7 protein-coding genes are annotated in these 22,142 nt (G+C 52.6%); 4 read left to right on the forward strand and 3 right to left on the reverse strand.

Annotated elements, in window-relative coordinates:
- Positions 1-208: 208 nt before the first annotated feature.
- From D4L85_RS26215 to D4L85_RS26225, 3 genes are all read right to left on the reverse strand, one after another.
- On the reverse strand, positions 209-2,596 hold the full coding sequence (locus D4L85_RS26215; protein WP_119757085.1) for an ABC transporter permease: 2,388 nt from the start codon (positions 2,594-2,596) through the stop codon (positions 209-211).
- A 288-nt stretch (positions 2,597-2,884) separates the two neighbouring features.
- Complete coding sequence (locus D4L85_RS26220) at positions 2,885-3,910, reverse strand: PorP/SprF family type IX secretion system membrane protein (protein WP_119757086.1); 1,026 nt, start codon at positions 3,908-3,910, stop codon at positions 2,885-2,887.
- 89 nt (positions 3,911-3,999) lie between these two features.
- Positions 4,000-12,402, reverse strand: a complete 8,403-nt coding sequence (locus tag D4L85_RS26225; RefSeq protein WP_119757087.1) for a PKD domain-containing protein — start codon at positions 12,400-12,402, stop codon at positions 4,000-4,002.
- A 469-nt stretch (positions 12,403-12,871) separates the two neighbouring features.
- Between D4L85_RS26225 and D4L85_RS26230 the strand changes: the two genes are divergently transcribed.
- From D4L85_RS26230 to D4L85_RS26245, 4 genes are all read left to right on the forward strand, one after another.
- Complete coding sequence (locus D4L85_RS26230; protein ID WP_119757088.1) at positions 12,872-14,491, forward strand: CTP synthase; 1,620 nt, start codon at positions 12,872-12,874, stop codon at positions 14,489-14,491.
- A gap of 115 nt (positions 14,492-14,606) precedes the next feature.
- Positions 14,607-16,421 carry a membrane protein insertase YidC gene (gene yidC, locus D4L85_RS26235; RefSeq protein WP_119757089.1) on the forward strand — a complete coding sequence of 605 codons (1,815 nt, stop codon included), beginning with the start codon at positions 14,607-14,609 and terminating at the stop codon, positions 16,419-16,421.
- Positions 16,422-16,579: 158 nt separating this feature from the next.
- Positions 16,580-19,321, forward strand: coding sequence for an ATP-binding protein (locus tag D4L85_RS26240; RefSeq protein ID WP_160144013.1), 2,742 nt, complete (start codon positions 16,580-16,582; stop codon positions 19,319-19,321).
- 86 nt (positions 19,322-19,407) lie between these two features.
- A complete protein-coding gene (locus D4L85_RS26245) occupies positions 19,408-22,116 on the forward strand; it encodes an ATP-binding protein (RefSeq protein ID WP_160144014.1) in 2,709 nt (902 codons plus the stop codon).
- Positions 22,117-22,142 lie beyond the last annotated feature (26 nt).

A 22,142-nucleotide genomic window follows, 5' to 3' on the forward strand; every position in this document is an offset into this window, starting at 1 on the left:
TGTTATGAGGTGATGGAATATTGTGCGTGTCGGGCTCGGATGACGGTGGCTGAGAATTTGTTGGTGGGACACCAACAAGTAGGTGGTAGGTTCTTTTGTGACTATGGCAAGGATTGGGGCGGTGGCCTGCGAGGAGTTGGTCGTAGTAGTGACCGCGGCCGCTATCCTTGTTGGTGAAGAACACCAACAAGGGCGCAGGGCGGAAGGGCTATTCGTTTCGGAGTGCTTTTGTTGGGTTTGAATTGGCAGCTTTGAAGGATAAGTAGCTGATGGTGATCCAGGCGATGGTCAATACGGATAATCCGGCCACAATAAAATTGATGGGACCGATCGTAACCTTGTCTGTAAAATTGTCTAGCCATCGCGTGATCAGGAACCAGGTTATCGGGATGGCGATGACGAACGATAAGAGGATCAATCCGACAAATTCTTTGGAGATGATCAGGACGATGTTGCCCAGGGTTGCGCCGAGTACTTTCCGGATGCCGATCTCTTTTACCCTGCGCTCTACGGAGAACGACGTCAGGCCCAGCAGCCCAAGACAGCCTACGGCGATGGCCAGACCAGCGAAGATGCCGGCGACCTTTCCGAGTTGGGCATCGGCCTTGTACAGGCGGTCGTATTCTTCGTCGAGAAAGGAATAGCGGTAGGGCAAATTGTTGGTGAGGTCCTTCCACTTGATGCCGATCGACTTGATGATGGTTTGCATGTCGTCTGACCTGATCTTTAACGACAGCGTGGAGTAGGCCCATTTATTTTCTTGCAAGATCAAGGGTGCCACCTGGTGATGCAGCGACTGGTAATGGTAGTCCTTCACCACGCCGATGATCGTACCTCGTTTTCCGTTTTGATCGACCTTCTTTCCGAGGGCCTGTTCGGGTTTCCAGCCAAAATCTTTTACGGCGGTTTCGTTGATGATGAACGCGGTCGTATCGTCCGCACGGGAGCCTTTTATGAAATTGCGACCGGCGATGATCTCAATGCCGTAGGCGGGAAGAAAATCGCTGTCAATAAAATTCGTGTTGATGTTGGAGGGCGATAGCTTGCCGTCTTCCATCTCGATGGTGGCATAGAGATTATTGGATGGCTCCCCTGGCACCGTGCTGCACGCCGCCGCCGACAACACGCCGGGCACTTTCAGCAACTCTCCTTTCACGGTTTCCCAACGGTCTACCATTGCACGGTCGCCGTTGTTGCGAATTAACAATGTCGCTTCTTTTACAAAGCCCAGGTCTCGGCTACGCAGCAGGTCGAGCTGCTCGAAGACGATTAGCGTGCCGGCGAGCAGCACAATGGAAATTACAAACTGGACGGACACGAGCATCTTGCGGAGCCCATTATGGCCGAATATAGATTGGGGTGCGCCGCGGAAGATCTGCAGCGGCTGAAAGCCGGAGATCACCAACGCCGGATACACACCGGATAGCAACCCCAGCACAAGCGCAATCAACACAAACCCTCCCCATGTGGTCAACGAACCCGGGAACAGGCTGAAAACCAACGGAGTTTCTACCAGTGTATTGAACACCGGCAAAACCAGCGCGGCGAGCATGAAGCCCATGCAGGTTGCCAGGATGCTCACAATGATCGATTCGCCAAGGAACTGGTAGACCAGCGCGCGTCGTTGCGCGCCAAGCACTTTGCGCAGCCCCACTTCTTTCAACCGCCGTGAGGCACGCGCCGTGGCGAGGTTGATGTAGTTGAAACAGGCGATCAACAGGATAAAGCCCGCAATGATCGACAACGTGTAAATGTTATTCTGACTTCCACGTTTTCCATTTTCCCACGACCGCGGCGTTTCCAAATAGATCGACGTCAGCGGCTGCAAGGGAAGGTCCTCGTAATACATGCCGCCCTTCTCGATGTTCCGGGTGATGAAGTCGGGCATTTTTGCCCTGAGCTTTTCCACCTGCCCCTCGCCTTCTTTCAGCAACAAGTACGTATGGAAGCCATTCCAGAACCACATATTGTTCATGGGCTGATTCACCTGGTCGCTCCAGGTGCGGAAGGAGACCAACATATTGAACCGGATGTGTGAATTTTCGGGGACATCAGCCACCAGGCCGGTGACTTTATATTCTTCACCATTCATGTTCAGTGTTTTGCCCAAAGGGGGCTCGTCACCGAAATACTTCTTCGCCGTGGACGTCGTCAACACGATGCTGTAAGGTTCGGTGAGCGCTTTTTTGGGGTTGCCCTCCAGCAGTGGAAAGGAGAAAATATCAAATACCGATGAATCGGACAGCAGGCAACCTTCTTCAAAGACAGACACGTCGCCCTTGCGCACCAGGAAGCTCCAGTCCTGCATCCGGACAAATTTGTCCACTTCCGGCATCTGGCTGGCCAACGCAGGGCCCATCGGGGGCGAGCTGGTGGACTGGAAGAGCATCTCGTTCTCGGTACGCAGGTTTTCGACGATCCGGAAAATGCGGTCAGCCTTTTGGTTGAACCGGTCATAGCTCAGCTCGTGGTTCACATAGAGGGCAATCAGCACAAAGGAGGCGATGCCGATAGCCAGGCCGAGGATGTTGATGATGGAGAAGCCTTTGTTTTTAAGCAGGCTTCTGAAAGCGGTTTTTATGTAGTTGCGCAGCATGGAGAGGGTACTTTGGGAGTTGGAGAAAGTTACAAAATCAAACCGATCATATTGAAAATTGAGGATCGAATGATCCTACCGTTTGGGGTGAGATGATGGAATTGGGGAAATAGTTTGATTGTTGAGGAACCCCATCTGGACTAGACCAGCTCAATGCATTGAATCCCTGCGTGTTAATACACCACAGAAAACTTCCTCACCCATCACCCAAGTGAGTAAACAACGTGGCCCGGCGAAGTATTGATTGACAAACTACATCTGACGGTGAACTACTGCCGTCCGATTCCTTTAATTCCAGAACCCTTCCTTGCTATTAAACGTCGGACAGGGAATGAGCTTGTACTTCTTCTTCACACTCTTATTCGAAGGCTTCGAATTGAATTCATACACAATGGAGATCTCGTGTGCGCCGCCGGACGCGGTCTGCATTTCGGAGATGGTGAAGTCGTAGCTATAGCCGATGGTGAGGTTCTTGAAATACAAACCAAGATACAGGATGAGGGCATCTTGTGTGATGCTGTTGATCACCGTCTTTTGGAACGGCTTGCCACGGTACCAAACGCCAACGGAAATCGGGTCTACGTGATAATTCAGACCGAGATCCAATTGCGTGAAGGTGTTGCCCTGCATGCGGTAGATGAACGAGGGCGTAAGGTAAGACGCACGGCCCCTGTTGCTTAGGCCATTGCTCAGGTCGAGGCGAATACCGCCGTGAATGGCTGTTTTCATACCCAGGCGACTAACGTCATTGAGCACGGACAAGTTGGGCCGGTTCATATGCGCGAAGGAGGCGCCGATCCAAAGACTTTTTGAATAGAGCAGGAAGCCGGAGCCAAAATCAAAATAGCTTTGACGTCCCAACTTGTTGACGTCGGGGTCCAGGGAAATACCATCGTATTCCAGACCGTCGCCGAGGCGGAGCTTGGAGCGATCGAGGCCGTTGGTGCCATAGCCGAAAGAGAGGCCGGGTGAGAACACGATCTTCTCGGTGAGCTTGATCTTATAGGAATACAACAGGCTGGCCGTTGTGGTGCGCCAGCCGGCGGAGCCCATTTTATCGGTGGTGACCAGGAGGCCAAAACCGCTGCGTAGTTCGTTCACAAAAATATCGTACGAGAAAGCCGATGTCTGGAAAGCCTGGGGCAAACTGGGCCACTGGATCCGGTGGTTCAGCACAATGCGTTGCTGGGGCGTGATGCCCGTAAAACCCGGGTTAAGATACAACGGTGCCTGATAGTATTGCGAAAATTGCGGATCCTGTGCCGCTGCCGTGAGCCCTGCAAAGACAAAAGCGATGAGTAAAAATCTTTTCATTCCCGGTTAGTCAAATTCCTCGTTACAAAAATTTCAAAATCAAAAAATGTACACCCTGGGATCGCTTTGCATCCCAGGGCATCACAGGTTTACCGTATCAATGTCACGTCGCCGAGCTTGGTGGTCCGCTGACCATCGGAGAGCCGTAAGACGAGTTTATAGACATATACCCCCGCTGGCATGAGCCTTCCGTTTTTGTCATAGCCATCCCAGCCGATGTTCTTGTCCTTGCTTTCGAAAATGAGGTTACCCCAGCGGTCAAAGATCTGCATGGCAAATTCCTGTACACCGCGGGTGATGGGCAGGAACACATCGTTAAACGTTCCGTTGCCGGCGACGCCTCCAGACGATCCGTTAGGGCTTGGCGTAAACGCGTTGGGCAGTTTGATAAAACCTCCATCGAGGGCCACTACTTCTTGTTGCGCCGTATCGTAGCAAACAATGTTTCCATCCAGCACGCCGTCACCATCCACGTCTTTGTTACCGTTGTCATAGCCGGCAGTAAGCGTCACAATGTATTTGCCTTCCAGTTTGTACAAGTGCCGGGGTTGGAAGTCGGTTGACTTGTCGCCGTCGTTAAAATCCCACTCGTATTGGCTTGCGCGCAGCGACTGGTTGAAGGTCTGCATTTCCGTGTCGGGCACATAGAGCGGATTCGGCCGCAGTTGGAAGAGTGCTGACGGTACATCGAATACTTCTATACCCTTCTGATTCGCAAAATCGGTCTGCCCTGTTGCCAGGAAACTAGCCGTAAGGTAAATATCATACTTACCGGGCTTCAGGATGCGGAACACAGGCTCGCGCAAGTTGGACGTCGTCACCAGGCCATTTTGATCATACAATTCCCAATAGAATGTATCCGCACCAGGCGACAGGTTTTCGATCGTGATGTCCACCGGGAAGCAAGCAGCAAGTGGAGTGGCCTTGAAGGCGGCCTTCAGCAGCGGCAATTCGATATTGATCGGCTTGCTGACAACACTCATACACTGTTTGTTATCAATAGCGAGGGCGTCGATATTGACGGCTTTGAGGATCACGTTCTTGACACCCGGCGAAAAGTAGTCCACGGTAAAGGGCCCTGCTCCGTTGGCTGTGGGCGGTGTGGCTTTGATGTCGTCGAAGTCCCAGGTATATTCAAACTGTGTCGGATCGACGGGGGTCGAGTTATTGATAAACTGCACGGTTGAAATACCACCAACAAAAGGCGACGGAGGATCTGGAACATTGCCAATGGCAGCCGTGACACCGCGATAAACTTTCACTTCTTTCTTGTACACGTCGCTACATCCTTCGCTGTTGGAGGCTTCATACACGAATTCATACACGATAGGGTTGGTGGTCGTGTTGTTGGTCATCACAAAATTGACATCGGGTAGCGGGCCGGTGCGCTCATCGAGGCGGTCGGTCTTACCTATTTCGTGATAGTACCACTTGCCAATGTCCACTCCCTCCGACTGATCTTTGAAACGAATGCTCTCGCCACTGCATAGGATCGGATCACCGGGTGCGATGTTAAGCGCGATAGTTGGGAATACGGTGATCGGTTTACTGGTAAACTTTGGAAGACAAAGCGCATTTTCAGCTTGAAGTCTTACTGGATAGACCGTGGGGGTCGTTGTCGAACCAGATGTAAAAATGTGTTTTCTAATGTTAGGTCCCAGGGGAACATCACCAGGGTTGATAATATCCTGCTGGCCATCTGACCATATCCAGGTGTACTTGACTCCTTGTTCGGCGACCCATTGAAACGAAAACTCTCCGCCCGAACATTGTGCATCAGGGGCGAGTACATCGAAATCAGTATTGATCTTAATGATGGTGATAACCTTCGTTTGGGGCACATCTGGCGAAAGGCATCCGGTGAGGATATCTTTCGCTCGCAGTAAGGTATAAGTCTCGTCGTGCTGAAAATTGCCGATCGGAATGGTTGGATCTGTTCCAGTCAGACCAACGAACGTGGTACCTCCGACTGAATAATCATATTCGATGGCCACATTGTTCGTAGTAATGCCGAGGTTGAACCCATCACCCTGACAAACTTCAGACGGCCCGGTGAGCGTAACATGCGGGAGAGGATTCACCGTCACTTTTACTATGTTTCCGTCGCCTCTAACTACACAAGAAGTACCGGTTCGCAGAGAAACGCTCTCTACTAATCTCCTATAATAAGTGGTCTCCGTTATTCTCGGCGGGTTATAGGTTGCCGTAGTGACAGGTGGCAATAAGTCAAGCCAACCCGTTGCTGGATCAGTGGTAAACTGCCACTTCATCTTGTAGTTACCAACCCCTCCGGAAGGAGGAAATATCTCATTGATCTGAACCGGATCATCACCGATGCAGATCGACTGGTCCGATCCGATAAAGCCCGCGTTTAGCTCCGGAGGGTTACCGATAATGGCGGAGGCTGGAAGAGACAGACAGCCCTTTCCATCCTTGGCGATCAGCGTATAGTTCCCGTAACCAAGATTGGGAAAAGTGTAGTTTTGATTAGTCGTATTGGCAATAATAGGGTTTGCCGGATCGCTGGCTTTCGACAAGGTCAAAGTATAGTTCGGAGGATTGTTACCGCCGGTGAATGTTGTGGCAATTTCGCCATCCAGGGCATCGTGACAGCTTAGATTAAAACCATTTGCATCAACGGCTGCCAGCATGCTGGTGATCTCTACCTGATCGGGCGGTACCAGGGGAACGAGGTTAGAGGTGGCCACGCAATTGTTAGCATCAGTCACCCTTACGCTATAGGAACCTTCACCCAGGTTCTCGAAGATACCATCGTTATTGGGATCGGTCGTGTTGGTCTGTAGCAAGAGATACGACGAATACGGTGCTGTGCCTCCCGAGGCTATGGTTTTGATAATGCCGTCTTTGTAGAGGTAACAAGTGATCTCCTGGGATACGCTCGAGACGGCTCCGAGCGTCACGGGCTCATTGACTTGAATGGATTCTGACAACGTGCATCCCCTTGCATCCTGCACCTCCACCGAGTGAGCACCCGCAGCTAACGCCGAGAACGTATAGAAGCTCGTACCGGCATTGATAAACGGCCCTCCATCGATGCGATAGGAATAAACCGGAGTACCTGTTAAGACGTCGACGCGAATCTCACCCGTATTGTCGCCATTACATTTGAGATCGGTAATGGTTTTATTGATCGAGAGATTCGGGTTCACGGTGTGGGTAACCGACACCACCTTCTTACACATCGTAGGCGTGTAAACAACTTCCACAAAAAGAGCAACGCCATTGGTTACGACATAAGCCGGCAGGTTGGCCGGGGGTATTGCCGTGGCCGGGCCCAAACGTGGATCGGACGTATACCAGGTGATGGTAGTAGTCGGTGTTCCAGCATCGGGCGTAACACTGATTTCCAGTGCCGTCAAATCCGCCGTATACGTTGTGCCGCCCGGCGCGTCGGAACAAACCGTCAACGTCTGGCTATTGGCTACGGGCGATTTCAATACGGTTACGGTAAAGATCTGAACAGGATTGTCACATCCGTTGATGCCTTCTTCTGTAGAAGGATTTTTCGCACGCACTTCAAACGTCACAACACCATCCAGGGTTGAGGATGTGTTCGTCAGAATCATGTTCGAGATATTGCCCAGGCCTGCGGCAGGACTGCCGATGTTGATGTTGGGATCGTAGCTCTTCACGAGCCATAAAAAGTTTGCGTCGGAATTGTTGGGCGAGGTGAACGCCACATTCAAAGGATCGCCATTACACAGATCCGGCACCACCACGGGGTCGACATCCGAACGGGGGTAGATCGTAACCGTGACCGTCGTTGCCGGGCTTCCGGCACATCCCAGCGACGAGCTGTACGGAAGGATCACGTATTTGACGTCCTGGTTTACTCCGGTCGTATTGACCCAGGTGTTGTCATGAATAATGTCGTCGAGATATAGCGTGGTCCCATCGGCTACCGGTATGGCAGACGTCGGAGCTACGCCAGGAGGCACGATAATGTTATTGATAATAAATCGGTCTGCAGGGAACGTGTTGGCTCGCGATATCAACGTAATGCCGGTGGGTTCGTCACTACAGATCATCTTGTCGAGACCCGGGCTCAGCTGAGGCTGTGGACGAACAGTCACCGTGATGATTTGGGGCGTACCCGGGCATTCTTTGGTAACGGATCCGATGGGCAGAGGAAAAACTGTGGTTATTTCACTGATGGGCGTCACCGTATAACTAACGGGCAACGGCGAAGCCGACAAATTCTCGAATACGTGGTTTTCGATAAAATTGGCCGGGAGATTGGTCTGCGGGAAAGTCTCCGGTGCCGTTGGCGATACATATCCGAGGCCAGCAGAATAAATAGCATCGCTGATGGTGTATTTATCGATATCGACAGGGCTTACCGGGCCCGGTCCTGTTGATTTTGCAAAGACTATATTCGTCGGCGTGTCGCTACATACGGCCTGATCGTTGTCGGCCATAATGGGCCTTTTGTTGACTTGAACGTTATACGTGCCTTCGGGGCTCACGCACACGTTGTTCACCTCCGTCACGGCGAGAACAACATCCTCGTTTGAAAACTCCACAAAGATGTCGGGGAAGGTCTGACCGCTGCTCACAAAGGCCCCTCCGATCGAGTTGTCGGATTGCCTGCGGATCTCCCAGTTATAGTTGGATGCCGGGTTGGGCAGCGAAACATGATAGGGTATGGAATTGTCATTTTCACAAACCACAGGATCTCCCGTGATGATTGGCGCCACAGGCTGAGGAGACCTCAGGATGGTGAGGGGCACATCCGATGTACTACAGCCGTTCAATTCAATCCTTACTTTTATATCGGCAGCAGCAGGTGCCGCCGTGTAAGGGAACTGGAGCAGCACATAAAAATCGTTGACCGTGCCGCCGGCAAAAACAATGAATTGACCGGGGCCCGTAGGGACGGTCCAATAGTATTTAGCGCCAGGCACACTCGTTACCTGGTAGGTTTGAACCGGCAAAGTATTGACGGGTTGTCCTGAGGCACCCATACACACCGTGGGGTCACCAATGATGGCCTGGTCGTTGGGAAGTAAGTTGACTTGCAAAGTAAGCTTCACAACGGTAGGGCAACTGGGCAAGGTCATATACGTGACGCGCGCAAATACGTCCAAGCTTCCTACGACGGAAGCAATGGGAGCCGTGATCGGGTTAACGTTATTCTGGGCGTCGGCAAGTGTATTGAACCAGGTGATGGCATTGCCTGGAGTGGTCACTGCGTTTCTATAGCGTGTGTCTCCTATCAAATCAACGTTGGAGGTCGTATTGGAGCCCGGAGTATCTTCACAAAGCGCCACGGTGGCGTCTTGTGCGCTGGGAAGTGCGCGGATGTTGATGATAACACTTCCATCGCTGGTACAACCAGTAGCCGTTTCGCGAATGCGGGCGATGTAAACTTTGCCATCGGGCACATTATTGAAAGGAATGGTCGGATCAGCCACCAATGTCCCTAAAGGAGGAGGACCGTCCTGATACCACTGAATGGTGCGGTTCGCTGCGGGAATCGAAGTTATGGTACTTTCGTAATCCGTCAACAAAACCGTTGTGGTTATCGGCGCTCCTGCGGGTGCGACTTCGCAAAGAACCGGGTTCAGGTTTGATGCGTTGGGTGCGGTGATCCGGTTGATCACCACGTCGTCAGCGTCCGTACACAAATTGCCGCCGGCGCTGGTCAAGGTCCAGCGTACGGTCACAGAGTTGCCGGGAGCCGGAAGCCCGCCAATGGTGGCGTTGGGATCGGTGTCGTCCGAGATCGTCGCAGTTCCTGAAACAACGGTCCATTTACCCGTTGCCCCAAAGGGTGGCGGATTCTGAGCATTCATCTGAACGCTGGTCTCACAAACATTGAGCGGCGACGGTCCTGCATCGGCCAACGGCTTCCGGTCTACGTTGATCGTAAATTCCTGATCGGCCGCGACACAGGTGCTTCCGATTTGTGGAATGGCAGTGGCCTTGATCTTTATCGGGGTGCCGGCCAGATAATCGGCATCCGTGGCGTTATAGACGGACGATAAATTGCCCCCACCAGAAGTAACACTACCGATCGCACCATTACCCGTTACCACTGAAAAAGTTCCTCCCACGGCCCCACCACCATACGTTCCGCTAATGGCGATGGGTGTGATGACGGCTGCGCCGGGCAAAAGACATACATTATTGACATCGGGCGCCGCGACTTGAGGCTTTTGGTAGAACGTTACCGTCACCGTGTTAAAAGCCGGGGGGCAGTTACCGCTGGTGACTCTCCATTCCAATACATAGGCACCATAAGCAAAGGCCGGTCCATTGAGGTTCACATCCGTGGTAGGTGACGTGGGATCCACGATCGTGAGGGCCGCGGCGGAACCGCTCGTGACAGTCCAGACGCCTGTACCGATCGTCGGTACGGGCGCTGCCAAGGTTGCTGTTTCCCCGCACGCATTAATTGGTGGCATGGCGGCAATCGGAGTCGGGTTTGCACCAAAATCAATGACAACTTCATCGGTGAATGTACAAGACCCGGTAACGACCGTCCATACCATCGTGTACTCTCCGGCAAGCGTAGGACTTCCGATGGTAAGGGCCGTATTGGGATCGTTGGCGTTTGTTGTATATCCAGGGGCAGGTCTTCCTGCCGGTATGCTGGATTTGTAACTCCAGGTACCGGTTCCCGCTGTCAGCGTGGCCGTCAGCGGCGAAGAGGTGAGCGATCCGCAAAATGCCTGGTCTGCTCCCGCCGTCGGAGGCGTCGGGTTCGGGGTGATAACTACGGTTTGTATGTTGCTGTTCACCGTGGCACAAGGACCGTTGTCAACCACTGCTCTGTAGGCATAGGTTCCGGCCGTTAAGACGCCGGGCGTAATCGAGCTACCTGATGCGGGGCCGGTGTATGTGTTGAATCCACCTCCATTGATCTCGACTTCCCAGTGATCAATCGTACCCACATAACCCGATAAGGTCAAGGGGCCTACCGAGGTTCCCTCGCAAGCATTGGGTACACCACTCAGGGTGCCGGGCACGGTTTGATTAAAGACACGGACTGTGAAGTCCCGATCGGTCGTACAGTTAGGGTTGGAGGTATAACGGCGGCTAACCCTCACGTTGCGGTCGACAAAGAGTTGGCCCGGTGCAAACGCGACGGCGACGTTAAAGGTTGTTGAGGTAGCCGTGGTTCCACTGGGGGTCACCCCGGTGTCGCCAGTAAAGACATACTCTGTAGTGCCACCAAAGGTAGTTGTCGCCGGGGCAGGCATGACCACGTTGAATGAATTACCGTTACAAATCTGCGCGGGTGGTGCCGTTGTCGGATTCGGAACGGTGATCGCCTCACGAATGGTTTTTGTCAGTTTTACAGCCGGGCTTTCACAGTTCAATGCATTCGCTACGTTGGGTCGGTAGGTTGCCCAGACAATATAATTACCGGCGGTTGTGTTATTGGTATATCCTGGCACGGCCGACACCGGGAGAGAGGTAGAAGTACCGGATGAAATCGGTGTACCCGGTGCATCCGGAGTTCCCGGCACATTTCTATACCAGGTGACGATGTTTCCACCGGGGACGCCAGTCACGTTAAAATTGCTCGGTGTCGTTCCGTTACAAACCGTCTGGTCGGTTCCGCCCGGCGGAGGCGGTTGGTCAACAATCCGGATCCGTGCGGTTTCTATAACCGGTGGCCTGACATTATAAGGATTACAGGTATTCCAATAATTCATCGTGATCTCGAAGATTTCGCCCACCTGTGCCGTTGCAGGCACCGTGATGATCTGCGTGGTCGATGTGGGGAATCCCGAGTTTGTTACGGTGGCGGGGGAAGCGTCCACCGCACCGTTAAAAGGAAATGCGCGGGGTGTACCACCAATTTTAACTGCCCCCGTGATGTTAGAAGCGCCGGTGCCATAAATGAATTGTCTCCAGCGCTGTTTGTCGTTAGGACCCAGCACGAGGTCGGGTGGTACGCAGTTGAGGATCGACCGGTCGGTAAAGGTAACGTTGGTTTCAACGCCGGCACAGACCAGGTATTCGTTTACGTTAGTGAGCGTTTCCAGTAGCGAAAGTCTCCCCGTGTTCTCATCGTCCGTGTTCCAGCGAACAAAGCGGGGCGGTGTTCCCAGGTTGGCTGCGCAGACTCCGCCGTTGAATACGAGACGAACATCGGGACGGTATTCGCATTTAACCTGTCCGCCATTTGGCGGAAAAAAGTGTGTAGCAGAAGCAAAGAAACGATTGGGCCCGATCTTGGCGGCGTTTACACGCACAGGTGCCGAACCATCGTCCCAGTTAATGTCAAACTGAATGGTTCCTGCCTCGTCAATATTATTGATGTCGATTTCGATTACGCCGGGTGTGATGGGGCTGTTGGCGCAGATGGTCCCGTTGTCGCGGTTGGCAATAGAGCCTGTGAAGATACCCGTTCCGTCCGCACCGTTACAGCCTTGCGAAAACGCCTCAAAAGAAACCAGATTGAGTGCGGAGACAATAAAAACAAGCCAAAAAAATGGTCGACGTAGAAGTTTAGGCATACGCAAATGCGTTTAAAAACTGCGAATTAACAGGTGTTGCCGATTAAGCCAAAGACTTACCTTTTCCTAAACTATAGACAACCCTGTATCCCTATTAAAAAATCAAAGTAACCCAACCAGGTTAAAAAGTGTCCTTTTCCAAATTACTTCTGCTGATGCCGGCCTTGACTTGCAGGCCGGTCGTTGCCGGTCTCTATAGCACGGAAAAAAATTGCGCTCATCCCTTCAACCCTGCGAAGTGTCCACGCGAAGCCCGCTCACATACTCCACCCAACGTCAACGACGCAGACAAAAAGCAAAGGTAGTAAGTTTTGGCAAACGGCCGACCGGGGCCATCGGCAATCCGGCAAGCTCCCGATACAGCCGTTGAATTCCCCGCGGGATTCGGGAAAACCTTCAGAATAATCCCTTGTAGTTTGAACCGATACCCCTACCTTTGCCCCCGATTTTTTACGCCTTTTTCAGATCTATGTCAACCACTGCCAAGTATATCTTTGTTACCGGAGGCGTTACATCCTCCCTCGGAAAGGGCATTATCGCCGCCTCCCTGGCCCAATTGCTCCAGGCGCGCGGTTTTAAAGTCACCATCCAGAAATTCGACCCCTACCTCAACATCGACCCCGGCACCCTCAACCCCTACGAACACGGGGAATGTTACGTGACCGACGATGGGGCCGAAACCGACCTTGACCTGGGCCACTACGAACGCTTCCTCAACGTTCGCACCTCCCAGGCCAACAACGTGACCACGGGCCGGATCTATAACAATGTCATTACCAAGGAGCGGAAAGGCGAATACCTCGGCAAAACCGTCCAGGTGATCCCCCACATTACCGACGAGATCAAGCGCAACATCTTCCTGTTGGGCGAGAGCGGCGAATACGATTTCATCATCACCGAGATCGGCGGTTGCGTGGGCGACATCGAATCCCTTCCTTTTATTGAAGCGGTACGCCAGGTGAAATGGGAACTGGGGCCCAACAGCTCCATGGTGATCCACCTGACGCTTATCCCCTACCTGAAGGCTGCTAAAGAACTGAAAACCAAGCCCACACAGCACTCCGTGAAGGAACTGCTTGAAGCGGGGATCCAACCCGATATACTTGTCTGCCGTACGGAAATGCCCTTGCCGATGGATATTCGCAAGAAAATGGCCCTTTTCTGTAACGTACACCTCAATTCCGTTATCGAAGCCATGGATGCCGACACCATTTATGATGTGCCGATCCTGATGCGCAAAGAGAAACTGGACGAGCGCGTGCTCGCCAAACTGAAGGTGGCCTCCAAAGAAGAACCGGATCTGGAGCAGTGGAAGAACTTCCTGGGCAAGCTCAAAAACCCCGTCAACGAAGTGACGGTCGGACTCGTTGGTAAATACGTGTCCCTGCCCGATTCCTATAAGTCCATTGCCGAGGCGTTCGTACACGCCGGGGCGGAGAACGATTGCAAAGTGAACGTAAAATGGATCTCGTCCGAAGAGGTGACGAAAGATTCCGTGGAACACATCTTGAAAAACCTGGATGGCGTATTGGTAGCGCCCGGATTTGGCGAACGCGGCCTCGAAGGAAAAATTGAGACCATCCGCTATGTGCGGGAGAATAAGGTGCCGTTCTTTGGCATCTGCCTGGGCATGCAATGCGCCGTGGTGGAATTTGCCCGCAATGTGCTGGGTCTGGAAGCCAGTTCCACGGAGCTGAATCCCAAGACGAAGAATCCCGTGATCGACATGATGGAGGAACAGAAAAAGATCACCATCAAAGGCGGCACCATGCGCCTGGGGTCTTATGACTGCAAACTCAAAAAGGGCACAAAAGCCTATGCCGCCTACGGCGAGAGTCTGATCCACGAACGCCACCGTCACCGGTATGAGTTCAATAACAAGTACCTCGATCAAATGGAGCATGCCGGCCTCAAGGCCGTGGGTGTGAACCCCGAATCGAACCTGGTGGAAGTGGTTGAATTAAAAGACCATCCGTGGTATGTGGGCGTTCAATACCACCCCGAGCTGAAAAGCACGGTCCTGAACCCGCACCCCCTGTTTGTAAAATTTGTAGAAGCTGCGCTTGAGCATAAGAAAATAAAAGCCTGACCCTTCTCGTCTCTTCCCTTGCGCCTTTGCGAGATCCTGAATATCGCGAAGACACAAGACGCCAAGAGAGGGCGCTAAGGTCTGTCATCTTGAAAATTGAAACACGAACGTAGAAATGGATAGAAATTCCGCCATTGGCATTACTTTGATCGCAGCGTTATTGCTGGTTTACTTTTATTGGTTCTCGCCCGCGCCCAAGCCTGTGGCTCAGAACGTGGAGCCAACCGTCCAAACCGAAGCAAAAGCGGATACGGTAAGACGACTTGAAGCCGTTCCCGACAGCGTGCTGGCCGCCAAGTATGGCGACCTCTCCACCGCTATGAAAGGCGAAGAGACCTCTACCCTATTTGAAAACGAAGACCTGAAAGTGACCTTCAGCAACAAGGGCGGTCTCATCCGCGAAGTGGAGCTGAAGAAGTTCAAGACCTACAGCCAAAAGGCATTGAAGTTGATGACACCCGATGCTTCAACCTTCAAACTGAAAACCATTTATCAAGGCAAAGACCTTGACCTCTATGGTTTATACTACACGCTGAGCCAACGCAAGAACGCCGACAGCACCGAAGTAGTTTATACCGTCGCGCTGGCCAATGGTGCAAAGATCGAGCAGATCTACAGCATCCCGGCACAAGGCTATGAGATCGGCTACAAGCTGCGCACCGAAGGACTGAACGAGCAACTCGCTGGCGAAAACCTGGCACTCCACTGGACCAACATTGTGCGGCCCATTGAAAAAGATCTGGCCGATACCCGCATCAATACCACCATCTCCTACTATACCGACGCCGACGGCTTCAAAGAGCTGAATCAGCGTTCGAAAGACAAAGAGTCGGCAGCCGTCGCCCAGCCGTTGAAATGGGTGACCGTGAAAGAGAAGTTCTTCCTCTCGGCGATCATCGCGAAGACAGCTTTCGCAGGCGGTAATGTAGAGACCTCCATCGACAATGCCGACAGCTCCGTGGTGAAGCATGCCAACATCGACCTTCAAATTGCGAAGAGTCAGCTTGCCGCCGGCAAAGCCGATTTCAAATTCTACTTCGGCCCCAACGACTACAAGAAGATCGGCAAAGTAACGGAAGGTTTCCGCAAGAACGTGTACCTGGGCTGGCCTCCCGTGTACTGGATCAACAAGTTTGTCATTTTCCCGGTGTTCCATTTCCTCACGGGCATCATTTCCAACTATGGTCTGATCATCATCATTCTCGTGTTGTTGCTCAAGCTGGTATTGTTCCCGCTTTCATATAAGTCCTACCTCAGCATGGCCAAGATGAAAGTGCTGAAGCCGGAACTCGACGAGATCAAGGAGCGCGTCGGCGACGACATGACCAAGGTGCAACAGGAACAGATGAAGTTGTATTCCCAAGTGGGCGTCAATCCCATCAGCGGTTGTATCCCGGTGTTGCTGCAGATGCCATTGATCTTCGCCATGTTCTATTTGTTCCCCGCCAGCATCGAGTTGCGCCAACAGCCTTTGTTGTGGGCGGAAGATCTTTCGACCTACGATTCGTTGATCCGTCTTCCGTTCGTAGTGCCCTTCTTAGGCAATCACCTGAGTCTCTTCACCCTGTTGATGACGGCCTCGACGCTGATCTACACCTGGCAAAACAACCAGATTTCATCGGTTCAGGGACCGATGAAATCCATGTCCTACATCATGCCGCTGGTGTTCCTGTTCGTTTTGAACTCGTTCTCTGCGGGCCTCACTTTCTACTATTTCATTTCCAACCTGGTGACGTTCGCACAACAAGCCATCATCAAACGGTTTGTGGACGAGGACAAGATCCGGGCGATCATGGAAGAAAATAAAAAGAAAAATGCATCGGGTGGCGGCAAGAAATCCAAGTTCATGAGCAAACTGGAAGAAGCGATGAAGTCCAGCGAAGAAGCTCGCCGCAAAGCGGAAGAGGAACGGAGGAATAAGAAAAAATAAATACTCGAATCGCGCCGAGTGGATACCTCACATACAAAAATGTGAGGTATTTTTTTTGCCTTCGCATTTTGGAATGAGTGTCGCTTGGTGCAGACGCGGTTGGGCCTTCGCGCTTTTTTTACTTATCTTATATGCGATCCATGCTGATATCCCCCTTTATGGGCAAGTGCATTTTTTTGGTCCTGGCTTTTGTCCTCGCGCTGTCCGACTGCCGGGCACAATTTGCTTCTGTGGAAGACAGCCTGGAGACTTTGCTACCGCGTCTGCGCGGGAGGCGGTTGGCCGACGCGGTCAATGCCATCGCCGAGGAAAACATCCACTCCGATCTGGACAAGCTCGATCGCTATGCGGATTGGGCCGACAGTCTTTCAAATGACATCCACTATCCCGAAGGATCGTTGCTGGCACAGGTCATCAAAGGTTTTGGCCTTTACTGGCGTGGGCGCCTGGCCGACGCCAACGCCGTATTTCAGGAAGCGTATCCCAAGGCGCTGGCGCTGCAATTCACCAAAGGCATTCATATGAGTCTGAACGGTCTCTTCATCACTTCCCTTCGGATGGGTAAGGTGAAAGAACCGGATAATTATATTCAATGGGGATTGCAGCACGCAGGAAGAATTTCCGATCCGATCGAAAAGATTTTTTATACCATTCAGTGGAATGACGACCGGGCGACGTATTACTCGAACCTCCACGAATTTTCCAGGGCCCGGCAACTGATGAACGACAACCTCGCCTATGCCCGGCGTTATCATGCCGGCGCATTTTCGTTAGGCACTTGTTTGCTCAGCCTGGGTAGATTGAATGATCTGAAACGCCACACGATACCGGCCATCGATCACCTGGAGCGCGCCATGGAGCAATTCAAGATCGCTCGCAGCCGTCATTTTTATATGGCGTGTCAATTTTATCTGGCCAGCGTCTATGTCTTGGATGGTCAGATGGAAAAAGCCATCCAGATCTATGAAGGGCTGATCGCCGACACGGAAAAACGGGGCTATAAGATCGGGATGGCCAATGCCTACATCGACTTGGCGGACCTCTATGTGAACCAGGGAAAATTTGCCAAGGCCATCACGCTGCAGATGAAAGCCATCCAATTGTTCCAGGAGCTTAACCGCGTCACAATGCTGATGAGCACCTGGGAAGCGCTCGGCAAAACGTACATGAAACTGGGCAATTATCCGCAGGCCATTTTCTATTTCCGCCAGGCCATCGACGTATCGAAAAACAACAACCCGACGGAGGCTTATGCAGTGTTGTCGGAGCTTTATATTCTGCTAAGCCAAACATCACTGCAGTTGAACGACCCGACAGAAGCGGGGCGTTACGCGCGCATGGCCCTGGCCCTTCCCCTTGAAAATAAAACCATCACCCTCTCCGCACCTTCACTCAACAACATGGCGCGCGTCTACCTGTGGTCTCAAATGCCCGACAGCGCGGCCGTGATCCTGGACACCCTGTCGCGTCACCTCGACAAGTTCGAGTCTGTGCAAGAACAGGCGATCTATTACAACTCCCTGGGCGAACTGCAACGACAACGCCAGCATCATACACAAAGCCTGAACGCTTTTGAAAAAGCGCTGGCCCTGAGCCAGGCGACGCACTATGCCGACAACGAGATGACGGCCCTCAAAGGACTTTACGAAGAACACAAAGCCATGCGACACTCCGACGTGGCCTTGAGCTACCTGAAGACGTATCACGCGATGAAGGACTCCATATATTCCATGGCTACCTCCAACGAGATCACCGACGTCATCATCCAACATCAAACCGCGGAGAAGGACAAGGAACACGCCATCCTGGTGAACAACGAATTACTTCAAAAGGCAGACCTGCGCACACGAAGCATCACGCTGATCATGGTGAGCGTGGTGCTGTTGTTCGTTTTTTTGCTGGCGTTGGTGCTCGTCCGTGCCAACAAGATCAACCGGAAAAACAACCAGGTGCTCCACGACAAGAACCAGGAGATCGCCGTGCAGAACGAGGAGATCACATCGCAAAATGAAGAGATCGAATTGCAGCACAACCGCCTGAAGCAATCGTTGCATGATCTGAAATACACACAGACCATGTTGATCCACTCGGAAAAAATGGCGTCGCTGGGGCAACTCACCGCCGGCGTGGCACACGAGATCAACAACCCGGTAAATTTTATTTCAAATGGTGTGGAAGGACTGATCCAGCAAACCGAAATCCTTATCTCCGTCTTGCAGCAATACGAAGCCGCCGCCCCACAACTGCCGCCGGAAAAAAGAGCGCTGATCGCCGCCCTGAAAAAAAAACTGGGATTCGACGACACGCTGGGTGATATTCAGGACCTGACCAAACTGATCAAGACGGGTGTGGATCGCACCACGCACATCGTGAAAAGCCTGCGGACCTTTTCACACGAAGGACAAAAGGCCTTTAGCAAGATGAACCTGAACGAACAACTGGAGGCCACGCTCATCATGACCCAAAGTGAAGTTAAAGGCCGCATTGACGTGGTGCGTGACTATGATCCCCAATTGCCTTTGGTGGAGTGCAACATCGGCGAGATCAACCAGGTGTTCATGAATATGATCATGAACGCCATCCAGGCCATCCGTGAAAAGGGAACGATCACCGTCACCACAAAACAGCTCACTACTGAGCGAAACGTTCGGGTAGAGATCGCCGACACTGGTCCGGGCATTCCCAGCGAATTGAAACACCTGATCTTCGACCCGTTCTTCACCACCAAGGAAGTGGGCAAAGGCACGGGACTGGGACTGGCCATTTCCGCCACCATCGTCGAAAAGCACCATGGACAGATCACAGTCGAAAGTGAAAAAGGACAGGGTGCCCGCTTCATCATTGTGCTTCCCATAACACAGCCAGCAACCGTGACGCGGCTCGCGCCGGACGTGGAATGAAACGCGCTAATCCATATAAGGTGACTGCCCGCGCCCCCTCACATCACCGGCCTATACAACGGTGTGTTTACCTGATCCTTCTCCTAATGCTCTCTGCTCCCAGCTACGCACAATTTGTTTCCGTGGAAGACAGCCTGGAGGCACGGCTGCCGAATCTTCACGGCAAAGCGTTGGCCGATGCTTACAATATCATTGCCAAAGAAAATGTTTACTCCGACCTGGACAAGCTTGACCGGTATGCCAACAAGGCCGACAGTCTCTCGCAACGGCTTGGGTATGCGGAGGGCAGATTGTATTCGCGGATCTATAAAAGCCACGCCGTCTATTGGCGTGGGCATTTGCCGGAAGCACAGGAACAATACGAACGGGAATATTCGGAAGCGCTCGTCTTGCATCTGAGCGAAGCCGTTTACCAAAGTCTGGGTGGATTCTTTATTGCATCGTTGCGACAAAACCAGATCTCAAAAGCCTATGCCGCGCAACAGGCCGGCTACCGGTTTGCCCGACAGTTGACGGATGAACGGGAACGGGACCATTACATTATTGAGTGGAACATCCTGTCGTATAACTACGACATCCACATCAATGCGTTTGCCAAAGCCCGCAAGAACCTGGAGGAGAACCTGGCCTATGCCGAACAACACCGTGCGGGACACAGGGCTTTGGGATTGTCTCTTAAAACACTGGGCGACTGCGAATCCAGCGTCAATCATTACCGTTCGGCCATCGATTACCTGGGGCGTGCCCTGGAACATTTGCGGATAGCGCGCGAGCGGCATCACTATCTGGCCACGCTTTATGTTCTCGCCGAAATTTATGGCATCAGCGGCGAACCTGAAAAGGCCATAAAACTTTATAAAGACCTCGCCGCCCAGGCCGAACGACGCGGCTATAAAATGGGCGTAGCGGAGGCGACCGGAAGTCTGGCAGATCTGTATTTCCGGCAAGGAAAGTTTGCCCAGAGCCTGGGTCTTCAGCTAAAAGCTATCGAAATCTACGAAGGGATTCAACGCCATCTCAAGTTATTGTATGCACGGAAGGACCTGGGAAGAACGTACATGAAGCTGGGTGACTTTCAAAAAGCCATTTCCAATTTCAAACAAGCCTTGACACACGTTCATGATCCCATTGCGGGTGAGACCTTTGACGCCGTGACGTCGACCTACATCTTATTAAGCCAGAGTTCTTTTCTGCTGAACAACCGGCCGGAAGCGTTCCAATACGTACGTAAAGCACTCAACGTTGAAAAAGTAGGGCTCGAATTTCCGGTTCGATCCCTCAACCATATGGCAAATCTTTACCTGCAATGCCAAATGCCCGATAGTGCCTCCCTTCCACTGGCCACCCTAACTGAGAACCTCGCCAGGATCGAATCCAGCGAAGACCAGGCAAACTATTTCAATACACTGGGCGAATGGCGCCTGCAACGGATAGACTACGGGCCAGCACACCAGGCATTTTCGAACGCCCTGACCGTTGCCGGCGATTCGCACTATGCCGATGCTCAACTCGCGGCGCTTGACGGACTGCGCCAGGTTGAAGAAGGGCGGCACCGCAGCGAAGCGGCACTCGCCTACCTGGAGACCTACTCCACCCTGAAAGACTCCATCTATTCGATGGCGACGTCCAACGAGATCACGGATATTATCATCCAATACCAGGCCGCCGAAAAAGACCGCAAGATCGCTTTGCTGAAGGATCGCGAACGTCTGCAGGCTGCGGAACTTCGCACCCGTGGCATTACTTTGTGGCTGGTCAGCGCCGTGCTGGTCGTGGCTTTTGCACTGGCCGTTGTGCTGGTCCGCGTCAACCGGATCAATCGGAGAAACAGCCGGATATTGCTGGACAAAAATCTGGAGATCGCCGCGCAAAACGAGGAGATCCGGTCACAAACCCAGCAGATCGAACTCCAGCGCGACCGGCTGCAGGAGTCGGTGCACGAACTGCAACACACACAAGCCATGCTGATCCACGCCGAAAAAATGGCATCATTGGGTCAACTCACGGCTGGCGTGGCCCACGAGATCAACAACCCGGTGAATTTCATCTCCAACGGCGTGGAGGGCTTGACGCAACAAATCGAGATCCTCGTTGCCGTGTTGAAAGGGTATGAAACGGTCATCACCCCTTTGCCTTCCGAAAAATATGCCGTGTTGAAGGGAATCCATGACGAAAGACAACTCGCCGAGACGCTTGCGGACTGCGAGGCACTGACGAAATCGATCAAGACCGGCGTGGCTCGCACGACCGAGATCATCAAAAGCCTGCGCACGTTCTCGCATGAAGGTCAGAAAGGCTTCAGCCATGTGAACCTCAACGAGCAACTGGATGCCACGCTGCTGATGACGCAAGGCGAGATGAAGGATCGTTTCGTGGTCGTAAAGGACTACGACCCGGAGCTTCCGAAGGTAACGTGCAACATCGGCGAGATCAACCAAGTGTTCATGAACATCATTTTGAACGCCATCCAGGCCATGCATGGCAAAGGTACGCTCACGGTCATCACCCGCACGCAACGGGCGGCCGGGCGTCAGAAAATCTTTGTGGAGATTGCCGACACGGGGCCGGGTATTCCGCGGGAGCTGCGGCACAAGATCTTCGATCCGTTCTTCACAACGAAGGAAGCGGGTAAAGGCACGGGTTTGGGGCTGGCCATTTCGGCCACCATCATCGCCAAACACCATGGCGAGATCAGGATAGACAGCAATGAAAGCTTGGGCACGCGATTTACCATTGTACTACCCGCCACACAACCTCTGGCGACCGCACAAGCTTTACAGGATTTGGATGGATAACAAAACGCCTGTTGAAAGTTAAGAGC

Origin of the sequence: Chryseolinea soli (genome assembly GCF_003589925.1) — a bacterium.
In the GTDB taxonomy this organism is placed as follows: Bacteria; Bacteroidota; Bacteroidia; order Cytophagales; family Cyclobacteriaceae; genus Chryseolinea; species Chryseolinea soli.